The organism is Paenibacillus sp. GYB006 (assembly GCF_036577645.1).
Classification (GTDB): domain Bacteria; phylum Bacillota; class Bacilli; order Paenibacillales; family Paenibacillaceae; genus Paenibacillus.
The window spans coordinates 755,457-775,280 of sequence record NZ_JARBDA010000002.1; the positions used below are offsets into that span (position 1 = coordinate 755,457).

17 protein-coding genes are annotated in these 19,824 nt (G+C 40.1%); 15 read left to right on the forward strand and 2 right to left on the reverse strand.

All coding sequences use genetic code 11. From position 1 onward, the window contains the following. Window positions 1–2: 2 nt before the first annotated feature. Window positions 3–914, forward strand: coding sequence for a type II CAAX endopeptidase family protein (locus PV403_RS08765; protein ID WP_332084263.1), 912 nt, complete (start codon window positions 3–5; stop codon window positions 912–914). A gap of 131 nt (window positions 915–1,045) precedes the next feature. On the opposite strand, the gene PV403_RS08770 is transcribed toward PV403_RS08765, so the two are convergent. Continuing rightward, on the reverse strand, window positions 1,046–2,728 hold the full coding sequence (locus PV403_RS08770; protein ID WP_332084264.1) for a DUF2339 domain-containing protein: 1,683 nt from the start codon (window positions 2,726–2,728) through the stop codon (window positions 1,046–1,048). A gap of 165 nt (window positions 2,729–2,893) precedes the next feature. Between PV403_RS08770 and PV403_RS08775 the strand changes: the two genes are divergently transcribed. The 14 genes from PV403_RS08775 to PV403_RS08835 all read left to right on the forward strand — a co-directional run bounded on the left by PV403_RS08775 (window position 2,894) and on the right by PV403_RS08835 (window position 18,710). After that, window positions 2,894–3,883 (forward strand): NAD-dependent epimerase/dehydratase family protein, encoded by a 990-nt coding sequence (locus tag PV403_RS08775; protein WP_213532396.1) that lies wholly within the window; start codon window positions 2,894–2,896, stop codon window positions 3,881–3,883. A 229-nt stretch (window positions 3,884–4,112) separates the two neighbouring features. Beyond that, a complete protein-coding gene (locus tag PV403_RS08780; protein WP_332084265.1) occupies window positions 4,113–5,702 on the forward strand; it encodes an alkaline phosphatase family protein in 1,590 nt (529 codons plus the stop codon). Window positions 5,703–5,801: 99 nt separating this feature from the next. Continuing rightward, complete coding sequence (locus PV403_RS08785) at window positions 5,802–7,253, forward strand: aminotransferase-like domain-containing protein (protein ID WP_332084266.1); 1,452 nt, start codon at window positions 5,802–5,804, stop codon at window positions 7,251–7,253. Between the two features lie 13 nt (window positions 7,254–7,266). Next, window positions 7,267–8,211, forward strand: coding sequence for a D-alanine--D-alanine ligase (locus PV403_RS08790; protein WP_332084301.1), 945 nt, complete (start codon window positions 7,267–7,269; stop codon window positions 8,209–8,211). Further along, window positions 8,201–9,364, forward strand: coding sequence for an aminotransferase class I/II-fold pyridoxal phosphate-dependent enzyme (locus PV403_RS08795; protein ID WP_213532398.1), 1,164 nt, complete (start codon window positions 8,201–8,203; stop codon window positions 9,362–9,364). Before PV403_RS08790 ends, PV403_RS08795 begins: the two co-directional genes overlap by 11 nt. A 116-nt stretch (window positions 9,365–9,480) precedes the next feature. After that, the gene (locus PV403_RS08800; RefSeq protein ID WP_213532399.1) at window positions 9,481–9,648 is read left to right on the forward strand and encodes a hypothetical protein; all 168 of its coding nucleotides are present in this window, start codon (window positions 9,481–9,483) and stop codon (window positions 9,646–9,648) included. A gap of 2 nt (window positions 9,649–9,650) precedes the next feature. Next, window positions 9,651–9,803: a DUF3221 domain-containing protein gene (locus PV403_RS25295; RefSeq protein ID WP_442951747.1), complete on the forward strand. Its 153-nt coding sequence runs from the start codon at window positions 9,651–9,653 to the stop codon at window positions 9,801–9,803. A gap of 275 nt (window positions 9,804–10,078) precedes the next feature. After that, entirely contained in the window at window positions 10,079–10,942 is an 864-nt protein-coding gene (locus PV403_RS08805; RefSeq protein WP_332084267.1) for a hypothetical protein, read from the forward strand. Between the two features lie 340 nt (window positions 10,943–11,282). Continuing rightward, window positions 11,283–12,155: a YitT family protein gene (locus PV403_RS08810; protein WP_332084268.1), complete on the forward strand. Its 873-nt coding sequence runs from the start codon at window positions 11,283–11,285 to the stop codon at window positions 12,153–12,155. 193 nt (window positions 12,156–12,348) lie between these two features. After that, window positions 12,349–13,308 carry an ATP-binding protein gene (locus tag PV403_RS08815; protein WP_332084269.1) on the forward strand — a complete coding sequence of 320 codons (960 nt, stop codon included), beginning with the start codon at window positions 12,349–12,351 and terminating at the stop codon, window positions 13,306–13,308. A gap of 22 nt (window positions 13,309–13,330) precedes the next feature. Beyond that, complete coding sequence (locus PV403_RS08820; protein ID WP_332084270.1) at window positions 13,331–14,203, forward strand: tetratricopeptide repeat protein; 873 nt, start codon at window positions 13,331–13,333, stop codon at window positions 14,201–14,203. 155 nt (window positions 14,204–14,358) lie between these two features. Then, a complete protein-coding gene (locus PV403_RS08825; protein WP_332084271.1) occupies window positions 14,359–15,444 on the forward strand; it encodes a 5-methyltetrahydropteroyltriglutamate--homocysteine S-methyltransferase in 1,086 nt (361 codons plus the stop codon). Between the two features lie 222 nt (window positions 15,445–15,666). Continuing rightward, window positions 15,667–17,799, forward strand: coding sequence for an AAA family ATPase (locus tag PV403_RS08830; RefSeq protein WP_332084272.1), 2,133 nt, complete (start codon window positions 15,667–15,669; stop codon window positions 17,797–17,799). Continuing rightward, complete coding sequence (locus PV403_RS08835; RefSeq protein ID WP_332084273.1) at window positions 17,766–18,710, forward strand: DEAD/DEAH box helicase; 945 nt, start codon at window positions 17,766–17,768, stop codon at window positions 18,708–18,710. Before PV403_RS08830 ends, PV403_RS08835 begins: the two co-directional genes overlap by 34 nt. A gap of 136 nt (window positions 18,711–18,846) precedes the next feature. Here PV403_RS08835 and PV403_RS08840 read toward each other — a convergent pair whose 3' ends face one another. After that, a complete protein-coding gene (locus PV403_RS08840; protein ID WP_332084274.1) occupies window positions 18,847–19,698 on the reverse strand; it encodes an aldo/keto reductase in 852 nt (283 codons plus the stop codon). Window positions 19,699–19,824 lie beyond the last annotated feature (126 nt).

Sequence of the window (19,824 nt, forward strand, 5' to 3'; positions counted from 1 at the left end):
ACATGATCAACAAACTGACAATGAAGAATGCAGGATGGATATTTTTTGTATCCTATGTCACCGGCATCATGCTATCTGGATGGATGAGTTCGAATGGAAACCCGCATCACGATAATCTATTCTTATTTCTGGGTTATGTGGCGATCGGACAAATTATACTAAATGTGTTACCCGCTGTAATCTGGTGCCGATACCGACATATATCCCTTCGTACAGTATTCAGGCTACATAAAGTTTCACTTAAAAATATCTTACTCTCTATAGTAATTTTTGCACTCAGTCAAATCATATTACTATTTTTTCACCAGATTACGGAAGTGGTATCCGTCTTGCTTGGAGCATCTTATAAAACATCACAATATCCAGTTGCGGATTCGCTCTTTTCCTTTTGTATTCTTCTACTGAGTATCGGGATTATCCCGCCTATATGTGAGGAACTATTATTTCGGGGAGTTCTCATTACCGGGTATGCCAAACACGGAGTATGGTTTTCAGCTGTGATGAGCTCTTTTTTATTTGCCTTGTTCCATGACAATCCTTACCGGCTGATCGAATTATTCGGGGCGGCTCTAGTTTCCTCTTTACTGGTCATCAAATCAGGCTCTATTATTCCAGGGATTATCGTCCATTTAATAACGAACTCGACTTATGTGGTCAGCTCATACCTTCAGAGAGGAGATATGCTTGAAAATATTTCTACTCCTGGAGGTCCCGGTGCGAAAATCATCCTGATCACAGGCTTTGCTTCTATTGTCGCTTTTATGATCTGCAGGCGTTTGTTTACACGATTTGACCCGTGTGAAGAGGTTATAGAGCAGAAGAAGGATGTATCTTCCACCCTCCGTTACTTTGGTTGGAGTCTTCCTATTATGTTGTCCATAGCTGTGTTTATTATTAAAGTTAACTATTTATAACTGCTTATGATTAAATGAGTAAAAAAGCAAACCCTATCTTCCGCTTAACGCGCGGGTACGAATTTATTTTTATAGTCATATAAAAAGGGGCCTCTCTTACAACAGAGAGACCCTTATTATGATGTTCCATCTTATTCTTTTTTATAAAAGAATCGAGAAAGCAAGATACCAATACCTCCGAGTCCGATAAACAGAACTGCCTTCATGATCATAGAAACCGTTGGAAGATCGAAGAAGATGACTTTGATTAAAGTTAAAAATAGGAGAGCGATACCTGCAAGTCGAACTTGCTTGGTTTTTTTCTTGAGACCGTAGGCTATTACGGCGATGGCATACCCCACCCAAGTAGATGAAATGATCAAATGCTGAGCATTATCACTTACATTTTGTGTAAGTACAGTAGTGACATCGGTTATAAAGATGAGGAATAGTACGCCGAGACCGTAGTAAAGTACTCTAATCCATTCTTTAGTTTGATTTTGATTTTCAGCAGAATAATATCTCAATAAAACGATAATGCCTGCTAAGGTAAGCAGAATCACGATCCATATAAAGGTATTAACGGATGCAAGAGAATCCATGCCGCCTAATAAGATGATACCTCCTGCGAGAAACCCTACCAGATAAATGAGAAGACCGTTTATTTTTTGGAACAATGATTTAATAATGAAACCCAGAGCAAGAGCGATAAAACCCTCGATAATGAAAAGACCGACAACCCATTTATTCTGGGCCATTTCCATCAATAAGAAAAGTAAAGAGTAAGACGATATGGCAAGCATATAAGGTAGAGTATCTTTGAAACCTTTTCTCCAGGTGTAGGCTGAAATCGCACTATATAGCAGTGTAAATGATAACAAGATTAGAACGATATCCGACTCCAAGATTAATCTGGACCAAATAGCGGTTAAGACAAAGCTTGATATCAGTACACGATGTTGATGATTTAAAATTCCTGTTCTAAGTAAGATGGAGGCTAAAAGAATGAGGTGCTGGACCAATGCACCGTAGACAATCCATCTATCATTTGAGATAGAACCAACCATACTAAATATGAGAAAAGCAGGGTGTATCAAAATAAATGAGGTATAAAGTAAAGTGACAAATCGATGCCTGATCGCAAAGATCATGGCGCTGGTGTAGAGCAATACTTCGTAACATACAAAGAAAGGTGTAGATGGGTTGTTATCGACCAGAAAGGGTGTCAAGATTCCCGATACAATGGCGAGTACGCCCAATGTCTGTGATTTATAGCGGTAAGAGAACAAAAGTCCCAGTACAGTCCAAAGTACGTTGAGAATAAAAGCGATGGGGGCACTCATAAAGTCATATAAGTAATGCGCTGCGAATGTGGTAAGCATGAAGATCCCTATGGAACCCGCCAAAAGCACTTGTGATAACAAGAGACGCTGATGCTTGTGTTGTCTTGCACCGAGATAAACGAAAGCCGCACCGGCGAGAAGACCAATAATGCATCGCATTCCCTCAGTAATATAACCACCATCCACTGCTGCTTTAAATCCCCAAATTAATCCGATTAAAAAGACAAACAGGAATACACGAGGAAGCCAAACTCTGGCAATGAGATGTTCCCAATCTGTCTCTTTTTGCCTGATGTTCTCCTGTGGCGTTTTCTCTCTCGTTTCACCGTATGATGTACCGGAGGGGACAGGCCCTTGAATCCATGTTTTGGACGGTGGTCCCGTATCCGTAGTAACTCTCTTTGATATTCTATACTGTTTTAAATCCGTTACTTCTTTTTCAAGTTCCATGATTCGCTGTTCCAAACGATTTAAACGTTCATCATTATTCACTAACAGACCCTCCCTAATCCAATTTCTGGTTTCTTTTTAATGTAACATTCCTTTAAATGATATTGGAAGAGGTTTTTCTTATGTCTGCTAAAATGGGTAAAGGACAGAAGGGAAGATCATGGCGAATTGCTATTCCCTCACAAAACTGCATAGGAGATGGACTTCATGAAGAAGATTTTTGTATTAGGCGGGACTGGATTTCTAGGTTATTTTACAGTTAAAGAATTATTGCGACGAGGATATAATGTATCGACTGTATCGCGGCATTCCATGCCATCAGAGGATCTTTTGCCTGGGGAAGTCGAGCACAGAGTAGGGGATATCAATAAGATGTCAGATGAAGAAATCCGGAAGATGCTAGAGGGCGTTGATGGATTTGTATATGCTGCTGGAGCAGATGAACGGACGTTACCTGAAGCTCCGGCAATAAAGTTTTTTTATGAAGCAAATATACTTCCTACTCAGCGTCTTGCTAGATTAGCTAAACAAGCTGGCGTGAAAAAGTTTGTCATACTTAGCTCGTATTTTGCGCATTTTGCAGAAGAGTGGACCGATATTCCGTTGAAACAAAATGCTTACCCACGCTCTCGATTGCTTCAAGAGGAATTAGCGTGTCTTGAAGGTGAAGGAGGAATGGATGTGATGAGCATTCGTTTGCCTTACATTTTCGGTGTGATGCCAGGACGTATGCCGCTATGGTCCATGTTTGTAAATAGAGTAAAAGATCAGAAAGTCGTTCCCGTACTTGGCGGAGGTACAGCAATGGTCACTGCGCAGCAGGTAGCAGAAGCTACGATCGGAGCGATGGAGTACGGTGAACATGGCGGAAAATATGCGATTTGCGGCATGAATATGAAGCATAGCGAGTTTTATCAAATGGTAGTGAATGCACTAGGACAGGAAGATAGCACGGTCAAGGTTCTGCCACTAGATCAGATGAAACCAGTGATGGAGCAGATCGATGCTAACAATGCGGAAGCGGGTAAAGAACAGGGTGTTCATATGAGTATGATGGCAGAGATCCAAAACCGAGACGCCTATCTCGACCCTGCTGACACCATGACTCTACTCAAATATCATGAATATGATATCCGAGAATCAATCAGGGAGACACTCCGAAAATGTGTTCAGGAAGAGGCAAGAGCTGATTCTTAATCAATAAATCTTAGGTTAATGGTATATCTATATGGAATTAATGAGGCAGCCGGACCATGTTCGGTTGTTTTTTTTGCTGCGCGAATGCGTAGGTTTTGCGACATTCATTATTTACCAAATTACCACATACATGATCAAGGCTAAAATGAGAGACACTTTGCACAGGTCAAACCTAACATATTCTGGCGTTGTTGCTATAAAAGTTTTAGGTAGAGAGGAATGACTCCACTTGAGGAAAATAATGATTTGGTCTTTGCTTATTGTTTTTATGTTGACCTCTGGGTGCCAAAAGAAAGAAGCAACACCTGATGAACAGGATTTAGTACAAGTGAAATCAATAAAGAGAGAAGACGCTAAGAAAGTGATCTTCTTTATGATCGATTCTTTAATGTCTCAAGCCATTGATGATGGGATCAAACAAAACAAGCTGCCTACTTTTCAATATCTAACGGAACATGGGATTTACGATAAGGACATGGTTAGTTCATTTCCCACGATGTCAGTAACGATAGATAGTTCTCTAATTACAGGAGCATATCCTAATAGTCATCATGTACCAGGTCTTACTTGGTATTCTTCGGATGAGAAAAAAGTAATCAATTATGGAACTGGGCCGATGGAGATATGGAAACATGGAGGTAATGAGGTATTACAGGATGCGTTAATCAACTTGAATGGGAATCATTTAAATCCGCAAATACCTACGATATATGAAGATTTGGCCAAGCATGGTTTAAAATCGGGTTCTATTAATGGCTTGATTTACCGAGGTGCGTCTCATCATAGGTTGACGATTCCTGAATGGCTTAAAGGCATTACCTCTTTACCAAAGGAAATTCAAGTAAAGGGTCCAGATTTTTTAGCCTTAGGTTCTCTTGCAAATCCACTAGAGAATGTTAAAAATATGCCAGAAGGTTTAACGGGACGACTCGGTCTCAACAACCAATATTCAATGGAAGCCGTAAAGTATTTGATTCAGGAGAACAAATTACCTGATTTCTTATTCGTTTATTTACCAGATCTTGATCAGAAATTACATAAGAAAGGACCACAAGAACGAAGCGGAGTGGAGGAACTTGATAAGCAACTAGGTTCTTTGTTACAACAATTTGGTTCACCAAAAGAAGCGTTAAATAAAGCTATTTTTATACTTACAGGTGATAGCGGAATGACTTCCCTTTATTCTGCTCAAAACGATTCGGTTGTCGATTTACCTTCTTTACTTAAGGAATACAGTGTACTAAAACAAGGGAAATCGGTTACGGACGAAACAGATATTGTTCTTGCTGTAAATGAAACGATGGCTTATGTATACAACCTTAATAAAGAAAATTCATTAAGAGATCTTGCTAATGCATTAACCTCCGATCCCCGTATTGATATCGTATCTTGGAAGGAGAACGAATGGGTTTATGCATTGCAAGGAGAAACCAATAAAGAAGTGAAGTATAAATCAAACGGAAAAATGGTCGATAGATATCAACAAAAGTGGACGGTCGAACGAGATTTAGATGTGCTCGATTTAAAATTAAATACAAAGAATCAAAAATTGTCTTATGGAAAATACCCTGACGTACTGCAGCGATTATCAGGCGCATTACATTCACATCAGGGAGAGTTTTTAGTCGTTACGGCAAAACCGGGATATGAACTGGCAGACAAAAGCTCCCCAACACATGAAGGCGGAGGAGGCCACGGTTCGCTTCATGAAAAAGAATCACTTGTTCCTCTTATCATATGCGGTACGAATGAGAAACCTCAATATTTACGGATTATTGATTTAAAACCATATCTCCTGAAACTTTTAACAAAAGACTGAGGGAAACACCTAAGAACCACGACTGGATAAAAAATCCGGGATAGTGGTTCTTTTTTTACCTTGCTTACTGTGCCATGATAGCTATGGGGGCGATGGTAAATGTTTAAGGATTTTAAGCTCATTGCCGGACGACCGGTATATATACAAATCAAAGACTATATGAAGCACTTAATTATAAAAGGCGCACTGCAAAACGGTCAAAAACTCCCATCCACACGTGAAATGGGTGTACTGCTGAAGGTTAGCCGTAACTCGGTCATCGCCGCTTACGAGGGGCTGGAGGACGATGGGTTTATCTACGCGGTTAAAGGGCAGGGGAATTACGTAGCTCCATCAGCACCGGGTACGATGAAGGTCTCATCTCGAATGATGGATTGGAAAAAGCATTTGAACGACCACGCCATGTTGGCGGAAGAACTGGATATCATGAAACGCGGGATCCGTGCGGAGAAGAGGACGATCTCTTTTACGAGTATTGCTCCTGATGAAGAACTGTTCGATCTTGACAATGTAAAGCGGGCTTTCATGGACCGTATGGCCGTGGAAGGTAATGTCCTGCTGAACTACGGATATGCCAAAGGTTACAAGCCATTGATTGATTATTTGCACCAATACATGGAGCACAAGGGCGTGGATATGAAGGGCAAGGACATCCTGATTACCAATGGTTTTACGGAAGGTTTTAATATCGTGCTCTCCGCATTGAACCAGAAGAGTGGCCAGGTCCTGACCGAGAATCCGACGCATCATACGGCGATCAAGAATTTGAAACTGAAAGGCTTCGGAATCAGGGGGATCCCTATGGAGCGGGATGGCATTCACTTGGGCGAGCTTGAGAAGGCGCTCAGTGAAGGAGAGTACGATTGTGCTTACTTTGTGCCTTCGTACCATAATCCGACAGGGATTGTTATGTCCCCCGAGAAAAGACAGGGCCTCATGAAGCTGATGGCGGGATACGATATACCGGTCATTGAGGATGGTTTTAATGAAGAACTGCGTTATTCTGGATCACATGTATCGCCGCTGATTGCAACGGCCGGTGCTGGCAATAGCGTGATTTATCTTGGCAGCTTTTCTAAAGTCTTGTTCCCTGGTCTTCGGGTAGGATGGGTGCTGGCCGACGAGGAACTGATCTATTACCTGGAGAGTATCAAGCGGGCGCAGACGATTCATACATCAACCTTGGATCAATCGATACTCTATCAATATTTATACAACGGTAATCTAGATAAATATTTGAAAAAAGCGAAAGCGGAATATAAACGGAAATATGAACTGACGCTGGAATGTTGCAAGCAGCATGTTCCTTTTGGGGCATTGACCGGAGACGGTGGACTGCATTTGTTTGTGGAATTTGCGGATGGCTTTAACACGAAAGAACTGCTTGAGGCATGTCGTGCGCAAGGTGTTATTTTTACGGCAGGAGAGATGTTCTATACCGATGGCGGGGGACAGCATACCATGCGGCTTGGGTTCTCCAGAGTGACGGATGAGGATATCCGCAAGGGAATCGAGATTATTGGCAAAACAGCGCACAAATTAATGGGATGAAGGAATGATGATCATGTTGAAGGTTGGCGTAATTATGGGAGGTATTTCTTCCGAAATGGAGGTGTCACTGAACACCGGCAGAGAGATGATGAATCATCTGGACCGTAATAGATATGAGGTGATTCCTGTTGTATTTAGTAAGCCTGCGGAACTTGTGGAGAAGGTAAAGGGACTTGATATTGCTCTTCTAGCTCTGCACGGGGTTTACGGTGAGGACGGGACGATACAGGGAATGCTGGAGACACTAGGTATACCGTATACAGGAAGCGGAGTACTGGCGAGCAGTCTGTGCATGAATAAGGATTTGTCCAAAAAAATCCTCCGCTATGAAGGAGTAAACACGCCGGCCTGGCTATGTTGGAACAGTATGGAAGACTACTCACCGGAAGCCGTTCAGCAGCTGGGATACCCAGTAATGGTGAAGCCAAATACAGGCGGTTCCAGTATAGGGATGGAAAAAGTGAACGACGAACAGGATCTGCATAGCGCGGTGATGAGGGCTTTTGCAAGTGACCCCGATCAGTCGATCTTGATTGAAGGATACATCACGGGTCAGGAAATTACTTGCTCCATTCTGGATGGGGAACTTCTGCCCGTGGTAGGAATCACTTCGTCATCTTCGGAATGGTTCGATTACCGTGCTAAGTATGACGATGGCGGAGCGGAAGAGGTGGTGGTGAACCTGCCTCATGAACTAGATCAGTTGGTTCGTAAGACGGCAATGACCTGTTACAAAGCATTAAAGTGCAGTGTATATGCCCGGGTCGATATCCTGTTGTCGAATGGTGTTCCTTATGTACTGGAGATGAATACGCTGCCTGGAATGACAAAGACGAGTCTTCTTCCCAAAAGTGCTGCGGCAGCTGGAATATCTTTCAGCTCATTACTCGACCGGATTATCAGCTGTTCTCTGACAGAACGCAGCAAGGAGAAAGGGGTAACGGATCATGTTAAGTAATTGGATTACCCCAAAGGTAAGGAACATCCCGCCTTCTGGAATACGTGCTTTCTTCGAACTAAGTAGCGGCAATCAGGACGTCATTTCACTTGGAATAGGTGAACCAGATTTTGTTACTCCAGAACACATTAGGAAAGCATGCATAGAGGCATTAAACCAGGGAGCAACGAGTTATACATCCAATGCAGGTTTGCCTGAACTTAGAGAGGAAATTGCCAACTATCTTCAAAAAAACTTCCACCTTCGCTATGATCCTGCCAGCGAAGTGCTTGTCACGGTAGGCAGCAGCGAAGCACTGGACCTGGCACTGCGAGCGTTCACTGCTCCGGGCGATGAAATTCTTCTTCCTTCACCTAGTTATATCGCTTATTCACCGATCGTTTCTTTGAATGGAGGTACAGTGGTAGAGGTAGAAACGAGAGCGGAAGAGGGTTTCAAGCTAACTGCTGAGTCATTACGACAGACGATTACTCCACGATCCAAGCTGCTGATGCTGAATTATCCGAACAACCCAACGGGAGCGATCATGACTGCAGAGGATTGGCAACCAATTGCCGATATCGTTAAGGAAAATAATCTGCTAGTCATTTCAGATGAAGTCTATGCCGAGCTGACTTATGACTCGAAGCATGTCAGCATTGCTTCGCTGCCAGGAATGCAGGAGAGAACCATCGTACTCAGCGGATTTTCTAAAGCATTCGCAATGACGGGCTGGAGAATCGGCTATGCCTGCGGTCACCGTGATCTGCTGGCAGCCATGCTGAAGATCCATCAATACACGGCGATGTGTGCCCCGGTGCTGGGACAGATTGCTGCACTCGAATCTCTGCGCCATGGCCTTGAGTCAATGAATGAGATGAGAGAAGCGTACCGGAAGCGCCGGGAACTTTTGGTGAACGGATTTCGGTCGATCGGAATCCCTTGCCATGTACCGGAAGGAGCGTTTTATGCTTTTCCAAGTATCGCTCACACAGGGCTTGACTCGGAGACGTTTGCCTATCAGTTATTGAAGGAATCGGGTGTTGCCACTGTTCCCGGTCATGTCTTTGGCTCAGGGGGAGAAGGTCATATCCGGTGCTCATACTCGGTATCCACGGACAAATTAACGCAAGCGCTTGAGCGGATGGATAGTTTCATGAAGGTGAAAATATAATTGAAGGAATAGAGAATTAAAAAAAGACGACTATTTTATACTATTTTATTTTGATGGAACTAAGTTATCATGCTCTGCGTCAATCTTCATATAACGTAATCATATGGAGGCTGACTATGAAAGCTCTATTAGGTTCCTTGTCTATTATATTTCTGATGTCATTCGTATTGATTGGTTGTGTTACTGAAACAAGTGAAGGCAACAAAAACGATACTAGGAACGAGGGAATTCAAGAAATAGTGAACTCAAATGGTAATTTCCTAGCTGTCGTAGTAAACAAGTAACGGTGTCCAGAAAGGGCCAAGAATACATCCTTGTAACTAGGGAAATAGATTACGTCGCAGAAGTTGGTGACAAAGTAAGGGTCTGGACTACAGGACAATATGAGGAAAGTAACCCGATTCAAGGGGAAGCTATAAAAATAGAAACAATCAATTAAATGCTAAATTGAGTTTTCTTGTTATTAAATAAATAATTACTTCGTGATCGTAATATGGCATTCAATAATACAGCATTAGTCTTGGACTTTCTTTACGTCCATGGCTGACGCTGTTTTTTTTATTTAAGGGCGGGAAAATACCAAAATGTTCAACAATAAAAGGAAAACAGGTGCGCAAGCTGAATAAGTTAAGAATCTTATTCAAAACTACTTTGCTACCCCACAGCAACTTGAACTACCTACTACAAAAGGGTAATGAACGGAGGAACTATATTATGACACCAAAACTGATTCTAATTGAGGGATTACCAGGCTCCGGAAAATCTACAACTGCACAACTCGTTCATGAAATCCTTACAGAGATGAATGTTCATTCTCAGTTGTTTTTAGAAGGGAACTTGGATCATCCGGCAGACTATGATGGAGTCGCTTGTTTTACGCAATATGAATACGATGAACTATTAAGTACTCATGAAGAGTTCAGAAATTTATTAAATAATCATACTACTATCCAAGGCAATGATTATTTTCTAGAATATCGAAAAATGGTAAATGAATATGGGACAAGTATTCCAAATGAATTAGTGCAGGCAATGTTTAAAAACGATATCTATGAATTGTCGCTAGATCAAAATAGGAAACTGATTATAGAAAGATGGAGGCAGTTTTCTGAGCGTATTTTGAATGGACCAGACATCTATGTTTTTGAATGTTGTTTTATACAGAACCCTGTAACGATGGGGATGATTAAATATGGTGCTAAGAAAGAAGACGTTATCAGTTATGTTATAGAGCTTGCTACTATTGTAGAGAAATTAAACCCACTGTTAATTTACGTAGAACAAAGCGATCTTGATTACTCTTTCCGAAAAGCAGTAAAGGAGAGACCTAAAGAATGGTCAGAGGGGTTTATTGAATATTACACAAACCAAGGATTTGGAAAAAAGCAGGGTTACAATGGATTAGAAGGAACGATTCAGGTTCTAAAGGCAAGAAGGGAATGGGAAGAAGATATATTTAACCGTCTGAATATAGCAAAGAAAAAAGTCGATAATTCCACATATAATAGGAACGATTATAAGCAACGTTTAGAGGGGATTCTTTCAGAATGGATTAACGCATCAACAAACCAAGCATGAGAGATACAACTTTAATAATGAAGGAATTCTATTACGCTAACAAGGGATCAAAGCCTGATAAAATAGGAGAGGTAGCCGGTCAAAGCGATCGGTTACCTCTTTTTCATCTTTACCCCGCCAAATGTATGTTTATCGGGAAGAAAGAAAGAATGAATAGAAACTAATTAGAAAATTTCTTTGATAAATTGCTTACGGTTATAAAAATGTGCCAATTGCTCAGGTGAAGAGCAACACCTGTGTTAGAAGAACCCCTTTTCATACATATGACAACCAATTTGCCAAAGTAGTGAAAATTATTATAGACTGTTTCCTAGCAGTTATTGTCCAAGGGGGAAATTTAATGATTCAAAAGAAACAACAAAAACTAAACACACCAAAAATAATCTCTAAAGTATTATTGATTATGATTGGGGCTATTATAGCTGCCTATGGTTTAGAAGCGGTACTAATACCTAACAACGTCTCAGACGGTGGGGTAACCGGACTAAGTATCGTGGGTTCCCAGCTGTTTGGATTACCACTAGGGGTATTAATTGGAATCATTAATATTCCTTTTGTGTGGCTCGGATATAAGCAGATAGGTAAAAGCTTTGCTGTTTATTCGGTTATCGGTATTGCGACGCTGGCAGTAAGCACTAGTCTTATGCACCATGTACCAACGATTATTGAAGGTGATACCTTGCTAATTACGGTGGTTGGCGGGATTATTATCGGTTTTGGTATGGGTTTAGCTTTACGTAATGGCGGGGCACTCGACGGCATTGATATGCTAGCTGTATTGCTATCAAGAAAATTACCTTTTGGTACGAGTGATCTAATCTTGTTCTTAAACATGTTTGTCTTTATTGTTGTTTCTACTGTATTCGGTCTACAAGGTGCTATTTTATCCGCACTCGCGTACTTTATTGCTTCTAAAGTAATTCACATAGTTGAAGAAGGTCTTAGCGGCTCTAAAACGTTCAAAATTATTACAAAACAACCCGAAATCATGGTAGAAACCATTCGTGACCGATTAGGTCGTGGAGCAACTTATACAGAAGCATACGGCGGTTACTCCAATGAGCAATTCAAAGAAATCACTTGTGTAATTAACCGTATGGAAGAAAGCAAAATTAAAGAAATCATCCATGAAATTGATCCTAATGCCTTTGTTGTTGTATACGATGTAGCAGAAGTTAAGGGCGGAAGTTTCAAAAAACAAAATATTCATTAATATTAAAATTAACGCGTTGGTAGAGAAAATTTCTCTCCAGCGCGTTTTTTGTCAGGTGATGTTTTTCAAATTTATGAATATATCTGCTCAATAAATCTGAGAGTAATTCTCATATTTTTTTGCTTAGCAATTCCCCTAAATTATGGAAATATGGTAGACTAAATAAAAAAACTGGCAGGGGGAGAGAGCAGATATGTCGGATCATGATGAACTAGCAGAGCAAAGACGCAAAAATTTAAAGCTGATTCATTTCAGCAAAGAGGATCAATCACTTGTTGAGTCGGAGAAACCAAAGGAGACGTTTGCTGACGTCGGTGGCCTCGAAGAAGTTAAGAAAAAAATCAGAATGAATTTCATTTTACCGCTGCAACAGCCAGAAGTGTTTGCTGCATACGGCAAACAAGCTGGAGGAAGTCTTCTTTTATTCGGTCCTCCTGGATGCGGAAAAACGTTCTTGGCGCGGGCGGTGGCAGGTGAGATCGATGCTAACTTTTTGCACATTGAGCTTCAGTCTATCCTTTCCATGTATGCTGGCCAGAGCGAACATAACTTACACGATATTTTCGAAAAAGCACGAGAAAGCAAGCCATGTGTTATTTTCATTGATGAAATCGATGCGCTTGGAGGAAGTCGTCATCAAATGCGCCAGCATCATGACCGCATGCTCGTTAACCAATTATTGTTGGAGCTTGATGGTTTGCAGGCGGAGAATGATCACGTGTTTGTGATCGGCGCTACCAATACGCCTTGGTACCTTGATTCCGCTCTGAGACGTCCAGGCCGATTTAACCACCTTGTTTTTGTACCGCCACCTGAAGAGAATGAGCGTCAAACGATACTAGAACTGAAGCTTTCCGGTAAGCCGCTAGGCTTGCTGAACCTGAACAAAATTGCCGCAGAGACGAAGCATTATTCGGGAGCTGATTTGGAGCAGTTAGTCAAGGATGCTGTGGAATCTGCGATGGAGCGTACTTTTGAGAAGGGTGAGATCCAGCCCATTACTCAGGACGATTTAAAGAGATCCGCTAAAGGACGGAAGGCGACAACGCTAGACTGGTTTGCTACAGCAAAGAACTATGCGACGTTCAGTGATGTGAACCGCGATTATCAAATTGTGCTGGATTACATTAGTAAGCATGGTGTGAAGTCATAATCGTAACAGGGGGTCAGAGTAAGTGGAGAACGTACATGATAACGTCACTTATACGAAGGCGCAGCAGCTTATCGAATGGAGGCGGTACAAAGAAGCGCTAAAGGAAGCTGAGCAGCTTCTAAGTGAAGAGCCGGAGAACCCGGATGTTTTTGCGCTGATCTCGCAAATTCACCTTCTAATGGATGAATATGATAAGGCACTGTACTGGTCGAATCAAGCGCTTACTCGAGAGCCAGAGCATGAACTAGCTTGGTTCGTGCGTGTTGGCGTTTACTACGATACGAATCAGGATCGGAAGTGCAAAGAAGCTATACAGGAAGCAATGCGGATTGATCCCTACGAGCCACATTATTATTTTTTACAAGCACATTTATATAACAAAATAGATAGGCCAAACCAAGCAAAGACTGCCCTTTCACAAGCGCTCGAACTGCGTCCGGAATCTCCGGTTTATTTGGCTTTGTTAAGCTATACAGAAGCATTACTCAAAAACTATGAGGATTCTGCGAGGGTCGAAAAACTCGCCCTGAAATATAATACGGAATTATCTCAAGTCTTTTTGTATCTCGGCTGGGCGGCTGGCGAGCGCGGAGAGTTTAAGCTAAAGGAAACTTATATGCGGAATGCAATTCGCTTACATCCGGACAGCAAGCTGTACCAGGAAGAATTTTTAGAGGCACTTCAACATAACGAAGTACTCTTTAAAGTGTTTTTATGGCCAGGGAAATTTGTGCGGAGAATGAAGACTTGGCAGATCTTGCTCACCTGGGTTGTGGCCGTGTTCTTATTTCGTCCGTTATTGATTCTATTCCTAGTCTTGTATGTACTCTCGCACTGGGTAACCAAAGCCATCGTGCATGTCAAAGTATTTGGCTGGAGACGAAGAGGAATCTAACCTTTTACCCAACAAGATCTTGACGTGTAAGATTCTACTATGAAAAGAGTCGTTATAGCTAAAAGCTATAGCAAGTGATAGGTTTTAGGTATTACATGCTTCCTATTTTATTATGCTATCCTTTTTGTTACATCAAAATTCAAGGAGAGACATCTATGATACCATTTCACCATGATCATGTAGGCAGCCTACTACGTCCTACAAACCTAATACAGGCACGTGAACAATATAAATCCGGCATCATCACACTTGATCAATTAACATCCGTAGAAAATGAAGAGATTATCCGCATTATTGATAAGCAAAAACAAAATGGTGTACTTGGCATTACTGACGGTGAATTCCGCAGAAGCTGGTGGCACTTTGATTTTTTGGGCGGTCTTGATGGAGTAGAATATTATGAAAAAGAGACGGGGCTTAATTTTCATAAAATGGAGACTCGTAAGGAAGGCATCCGGATTACCGGTACAATTGATTTCTCATCCCATCCATTCATAGAGCATTTCGGGTTTCTTTATGATCATGCGGGGGATGCGGTTGCGAAGCAAACGATTCCAAGTCCTAACATGCTAGTCTACCGTGTTGATTATAATGAAGAGATTTATCCGAATCGAGAAACATTCCTCAAAGATACAATTGCAGCTTACCAAAAAGCAATTCAAGCATTTTATGATGCGGGTTGCAGGTACTTACAATTAGATGATACCGCTTGGGCAGATTTATTCTCGGAAGAAGGTCATAACAAACTGCGTGCCAAAGGCTTAGATCCAGCCGAGGAAATGAAGGTAATGCAGTACATGATTAATGAATCGATTGCCCATAAACCAGAAGATTTAGTGATCACGATGCACATTTGTCGTGGAAATTATAAATCTAACTTTTTCGCGAGCGGCGGATATGATTATGCTTCTGAAACGATTTTTGGCGGCTTAGATGTGGATGGGTTGTTCCTGGAATTCGATGATGAACGGTCAGGAAGTTTTGAACCATTGAAATATGTGAATCGCAAAAATTTAAAAATTGTATTAGGACTAATAACCTCTAAATCAGGTGAATTGGAAGATAAAGAAAAGATAAAAGCTCGCATAGCAGAAGCAGCTACCTATGTACCGCTTGAACAGCTATGCTTAAGTCCGCAATGCGGATTTTCATCTACAGAGGAAGGCAATATTCTAAGTGAAGAACAACAATGGAGTAAACTTCGTTTTGTTAAAGAAATCGCAGATGAGGTTTGGAAGTAATTTGATTCTTTGCATTTTAAGCTGTTCCTAGATTGAGATGAAGCTATTTAATATTATATGGGTTGGATGATTTGACCTAAGTAAAGGGAGCGATTTGGCTCCCTTTTTTTATATGCTCCCTAGTTTCATCCCTAGACACCTAATTTCATTTCATTGACTTATAATCTATTTTTCCAAATTTTATTATAATATTATGTAACTGAATGCTAGAGGAGTGAAAAGATGGAGATTACCAAAAGGGTTTTAAAGACTTGGCACTTAGTTGAAGCGTTGGTTCCAAGTGAAGTGCCCGGTAAGGGAGAAACGGTGAAAGGAAGTTATTTCACAGACAATAAAAATCGGAACCGCACACGTTTGATTGATCTTAATGAAACTCCGTGGAAGAACGACATAGTAAAGGATAATGAAAACTCTCAGGTTCAATTCCGCTATTACTTCGCTTGTTTTGAGCATCATAAACTTGTCAGCTTTATACGTGAAGCTTTTATGAATAAGGATGAGATTGTTAATAAGGAAAATAAAACATTATTTAGTTTTTCTTTTTTGGTTGATGATCAAGGTAATTATATAAAAGAGTCAATATTCGTTCCTTTTTTAATGTATGTAATACAATTTTTGGCGAAAACTTCAGAGGTGAAATATGAGGATCTGTTAACTCCTTTTCAAAGTAAATTGAAATTATTGGAAGAACAAGCACAAACCGTTTTTATTAATGGTGTAACAAAGGAATCCTTACTCTTAATTCAACAAGTATACCAGCAATTTTTTCATAGATTAGATGACAATTCATTACATTATTTAGAGATTGAAGTATTGAAAGCTGGTCAAATTTCGAAACAAAAGAATTTTAATAGCTTCTATATAAGTGACTTGGAACTAATCTTAAAGAAAGGAGAAAACGAAGCGCTCAGTCAGTTTGTAGAAGGAGTACCTATAGAACAGCGCTTGAATATAAATGAAAATCAAGAATATATTGAAGATGTTTTACAGCCTATTCATTTACCGCATGGTAGGTGGCCATCTCCAGTAGAGCATAGACTATCTTTAATGCAGCAAGTTGCTGTAAATCAAATTATGAATAGTAATCAAAAAATAAGTTCTGTTAATGGACCACCTGGCACAGGAAAGACCACTTTATTAAAAGACATCTTTGCTGACATTGTAGTTCAAAGAGCTGAAACAATAGTGAAATTGGCTACTCCAACCCAAGCTTTCACAAAAGTAAAATCAATTCATTTAAATGGTCAATTTTATCCCATCTATTTATTGGATTCAAATATTAAAGAGTATTCTATGGTAGTTGCTTCGAGTAATAATGGAGCAGTTGAAAATATCTCTAAGGATCTACCTAAACGAGATGAAGTTATACGTTCTTCGGGTAAAAGTAAGTTCAATCATTATGAAGAGTCGTACGCTGTAGAGGCGCAGGATTTATCTATGTATCCGATTGCGGCAATGGATCTGTTAGGTAGTCATGATGAGGCATGGGGATTATTTTCAGGAGCTCTTGGTAAATCAGATAATATATCAACGTATGCTTGGAGCTTGTATAAAAAGAAAGAGGATGGAACTGATTTTCTTCAACAACTGGAACAAGATAGTAAACAAGTAAACACGAAGTCCTGGGAGAATGCTGTAAAAGAATTCGAAGATACGCTTAACTCAGTAAAGAAAAAGAAGGAGAGTCTCCAGAAATTTCACGACGAATATAAGAGTATAAAATCTTCTATTGTTCTATTGAGAGAGTTAGAGGAACAATTACCTGAACTTAATCAAGAGCTATTGGATCTAGGGAACGAGAAGTCCCATTTAGAACAGCAAAAGCAACTCACCGAACAACAAATTCGATCTCTGCCAAAACTTTCTCTCTTACAAAAGATCTTAGGTAAAAAAGATACAAAAAAAATAAAATTAGAAAATGAATTCTACGATATTATTACTCGATTGAAAGAAGTAGGGAATAAGTTTTATATAAAAAAGACAGAGGTTGAAAAATCTAAAAAGATGGTAGAAGAACTCAAAGAAAGGGAATCTGCTTTTGCAAAACAGCTGGAAGATTATAAAATGCAGGGGTTAATATTACCTAATGAAGATTATTGGTCGAACACACAACAGGCATACGAGTTTCGGCAATTAAATACGATTTGGCTTACAGATGAACTGAATTTCGAAAGAGGATTACTGTTTTTAAAGGCTATGAAAATCCATAAAATGATGTTAGCCTTCAATTTTGAAGCCATTAAATCATCTTTACGCTTATTGATCAATCGTGCAAATCTAGATCTTAACGATATGGAACATAGAGAATACTTGAAGAATATGTGGCAAACGGTTCATTTATTACTCCTTTGGTAAGTACAACTTTTGCTAGTTTTAGTTCGATGTATAAAGGAATAGAGAAGGATTTTATTCAGTATTTATTTATAGATGAGGCAGGACAAGCTAGTCCACAACAATCGGCGGGTGCAATATGGAGATCTAAAAATGTGGTAGTAGTAGGTGACCCAATTCAAATTGAGCCAGTTATCACCTTAGATCAAACCATTTTAGGAGATATTAAGAAATATTTTAACGTAAGTGATAGATATATTGGAATGGGATCCTCCGTTCAAACCATAGCAGATGCAGCTAATCGATATGGAATGACGAGCGGTTATGGTCAATGGATTGGCATACCCTTATGGGTTCATAGAAGATGCTTAAATCCTATGTTCACTGTTGCGAACGAAATAGCTTATGATAACAAAATGGTATTGGGTAAAGAGGGGCGAGGCAAGAGTATCTGGTATGACTGTAAAGGATCGGCTAAAAATCGTCAATTCGTGGAAGAACAAGGAGAATTGGTGGCAGACCATATGATTGAACTATGGAAGAAAAACGATGGTCCTCCCAATGTATATATAATTTCTCCGTTTACGGCAGTTAAGGATGGCATTAAAAAAATTCTAAAAGCGAGATTGAAGAAATTGGGGATTTCTACAGAAATATTAAATGATTGGTTGAAGAATTCTGTAGGTACAGTCCATACCTTTCAAGGAAAAGAAGCAGATATTGTTTATTTAGTAACGGGAACCGACGAAAATGGAGATGGAGCAGCAAACTGGTCATGTTCCAAGCCTAATCTACTAAATGTAGCTGTGACACGCGCCAAAAAAGAGTTCTATGTAATTGGTGATTATCAGCGATTTTCTAAGAAACTTTATTATTCTTCTATTGTAGAAAACGTAGATGAAGTCAAAATGGGTAGTAGATTGGCCGTTAAATAATCCGAAGATTCGTGAATTATTATCTTAAGTTCGCTCATGTCTTCCCCCTTAAACAATTAAACAAGCTCTTCTCCCAAACTGAGAGCAAGAGCTTGTTCACGTTGATGATCATTACTTAGTTTTGAAATAGATATTGTTAGATATCAAGCTTACGAGTACCAATCCATTTCACCATTTCAGGGTCGTTATGTGAAAAGAATAAACTTTGTTTCGTATCTAAGGTAGTAATTAACTCCATATCTTCTTCGTTTAATTTGAAATCAAAGATATTGAAGTTTTCAACCATTCTTTCTTTGTGTACTGATTTCGGTATCACAACAACTTCTCTTTGTGTCAACCAACGCAAAACAACCTGAGCAACGGATTTATTATACTTTTCAGCTATGGATAGCAATATCTCATTTTGGAACAAGTTGTTTTTTCCTTCGGCAAAAGGACCCCAGGACTGGATCTGAACATTGTTTTCTTTCATGAATTTAGCACTTACCATTTGCTGGTTGAAGGGATGTGTTTCGACCTGGTTTACAGCAGGAGTTACATCGTTATGAATAATCAAATCGATTAGACGATCTGGCTGGAAGTTACTAACGCCGATGGCACGTACCTTTCCTTCACTATACAATTCTTCCATCGCGCGCCATGAACCATAAACATCGCCAAAAGGCTGATGTATCAAATATAAATCTAAATAATCAAGTTGCAATCTTTCCAGTGATTTTTCAAATGCTTTTTTTGTACGCTCATAACCAGTATCTTGGACCCAAAGTTTCGTCGTTATAAATAAGTCTTCTCTTGCCACACCACTACGTTTAATTGCTCTGCCAACAGATTCCTCATTTCCATAAGAGGCAGCGGTATCAATCAGCCGATATCCTGCCGTAATCGCATCATAAACGCTTTGTTCACATTCTTTTGGATCTGCAATTTGAAAAACACCAAATCCAAGTATTGGCATCTCAACACCGTTATTTAAAGTTACTTTTTGCATGACGGATTGTAATATGAAGTGCGACACCTAGTTCAAAATTAAAAATGGCCCATGGCCGGATTCGTGTAGAATGGAGTTACCACACAACACCTACAAGGAGAATCCGCCATGAGCTACACACATCTT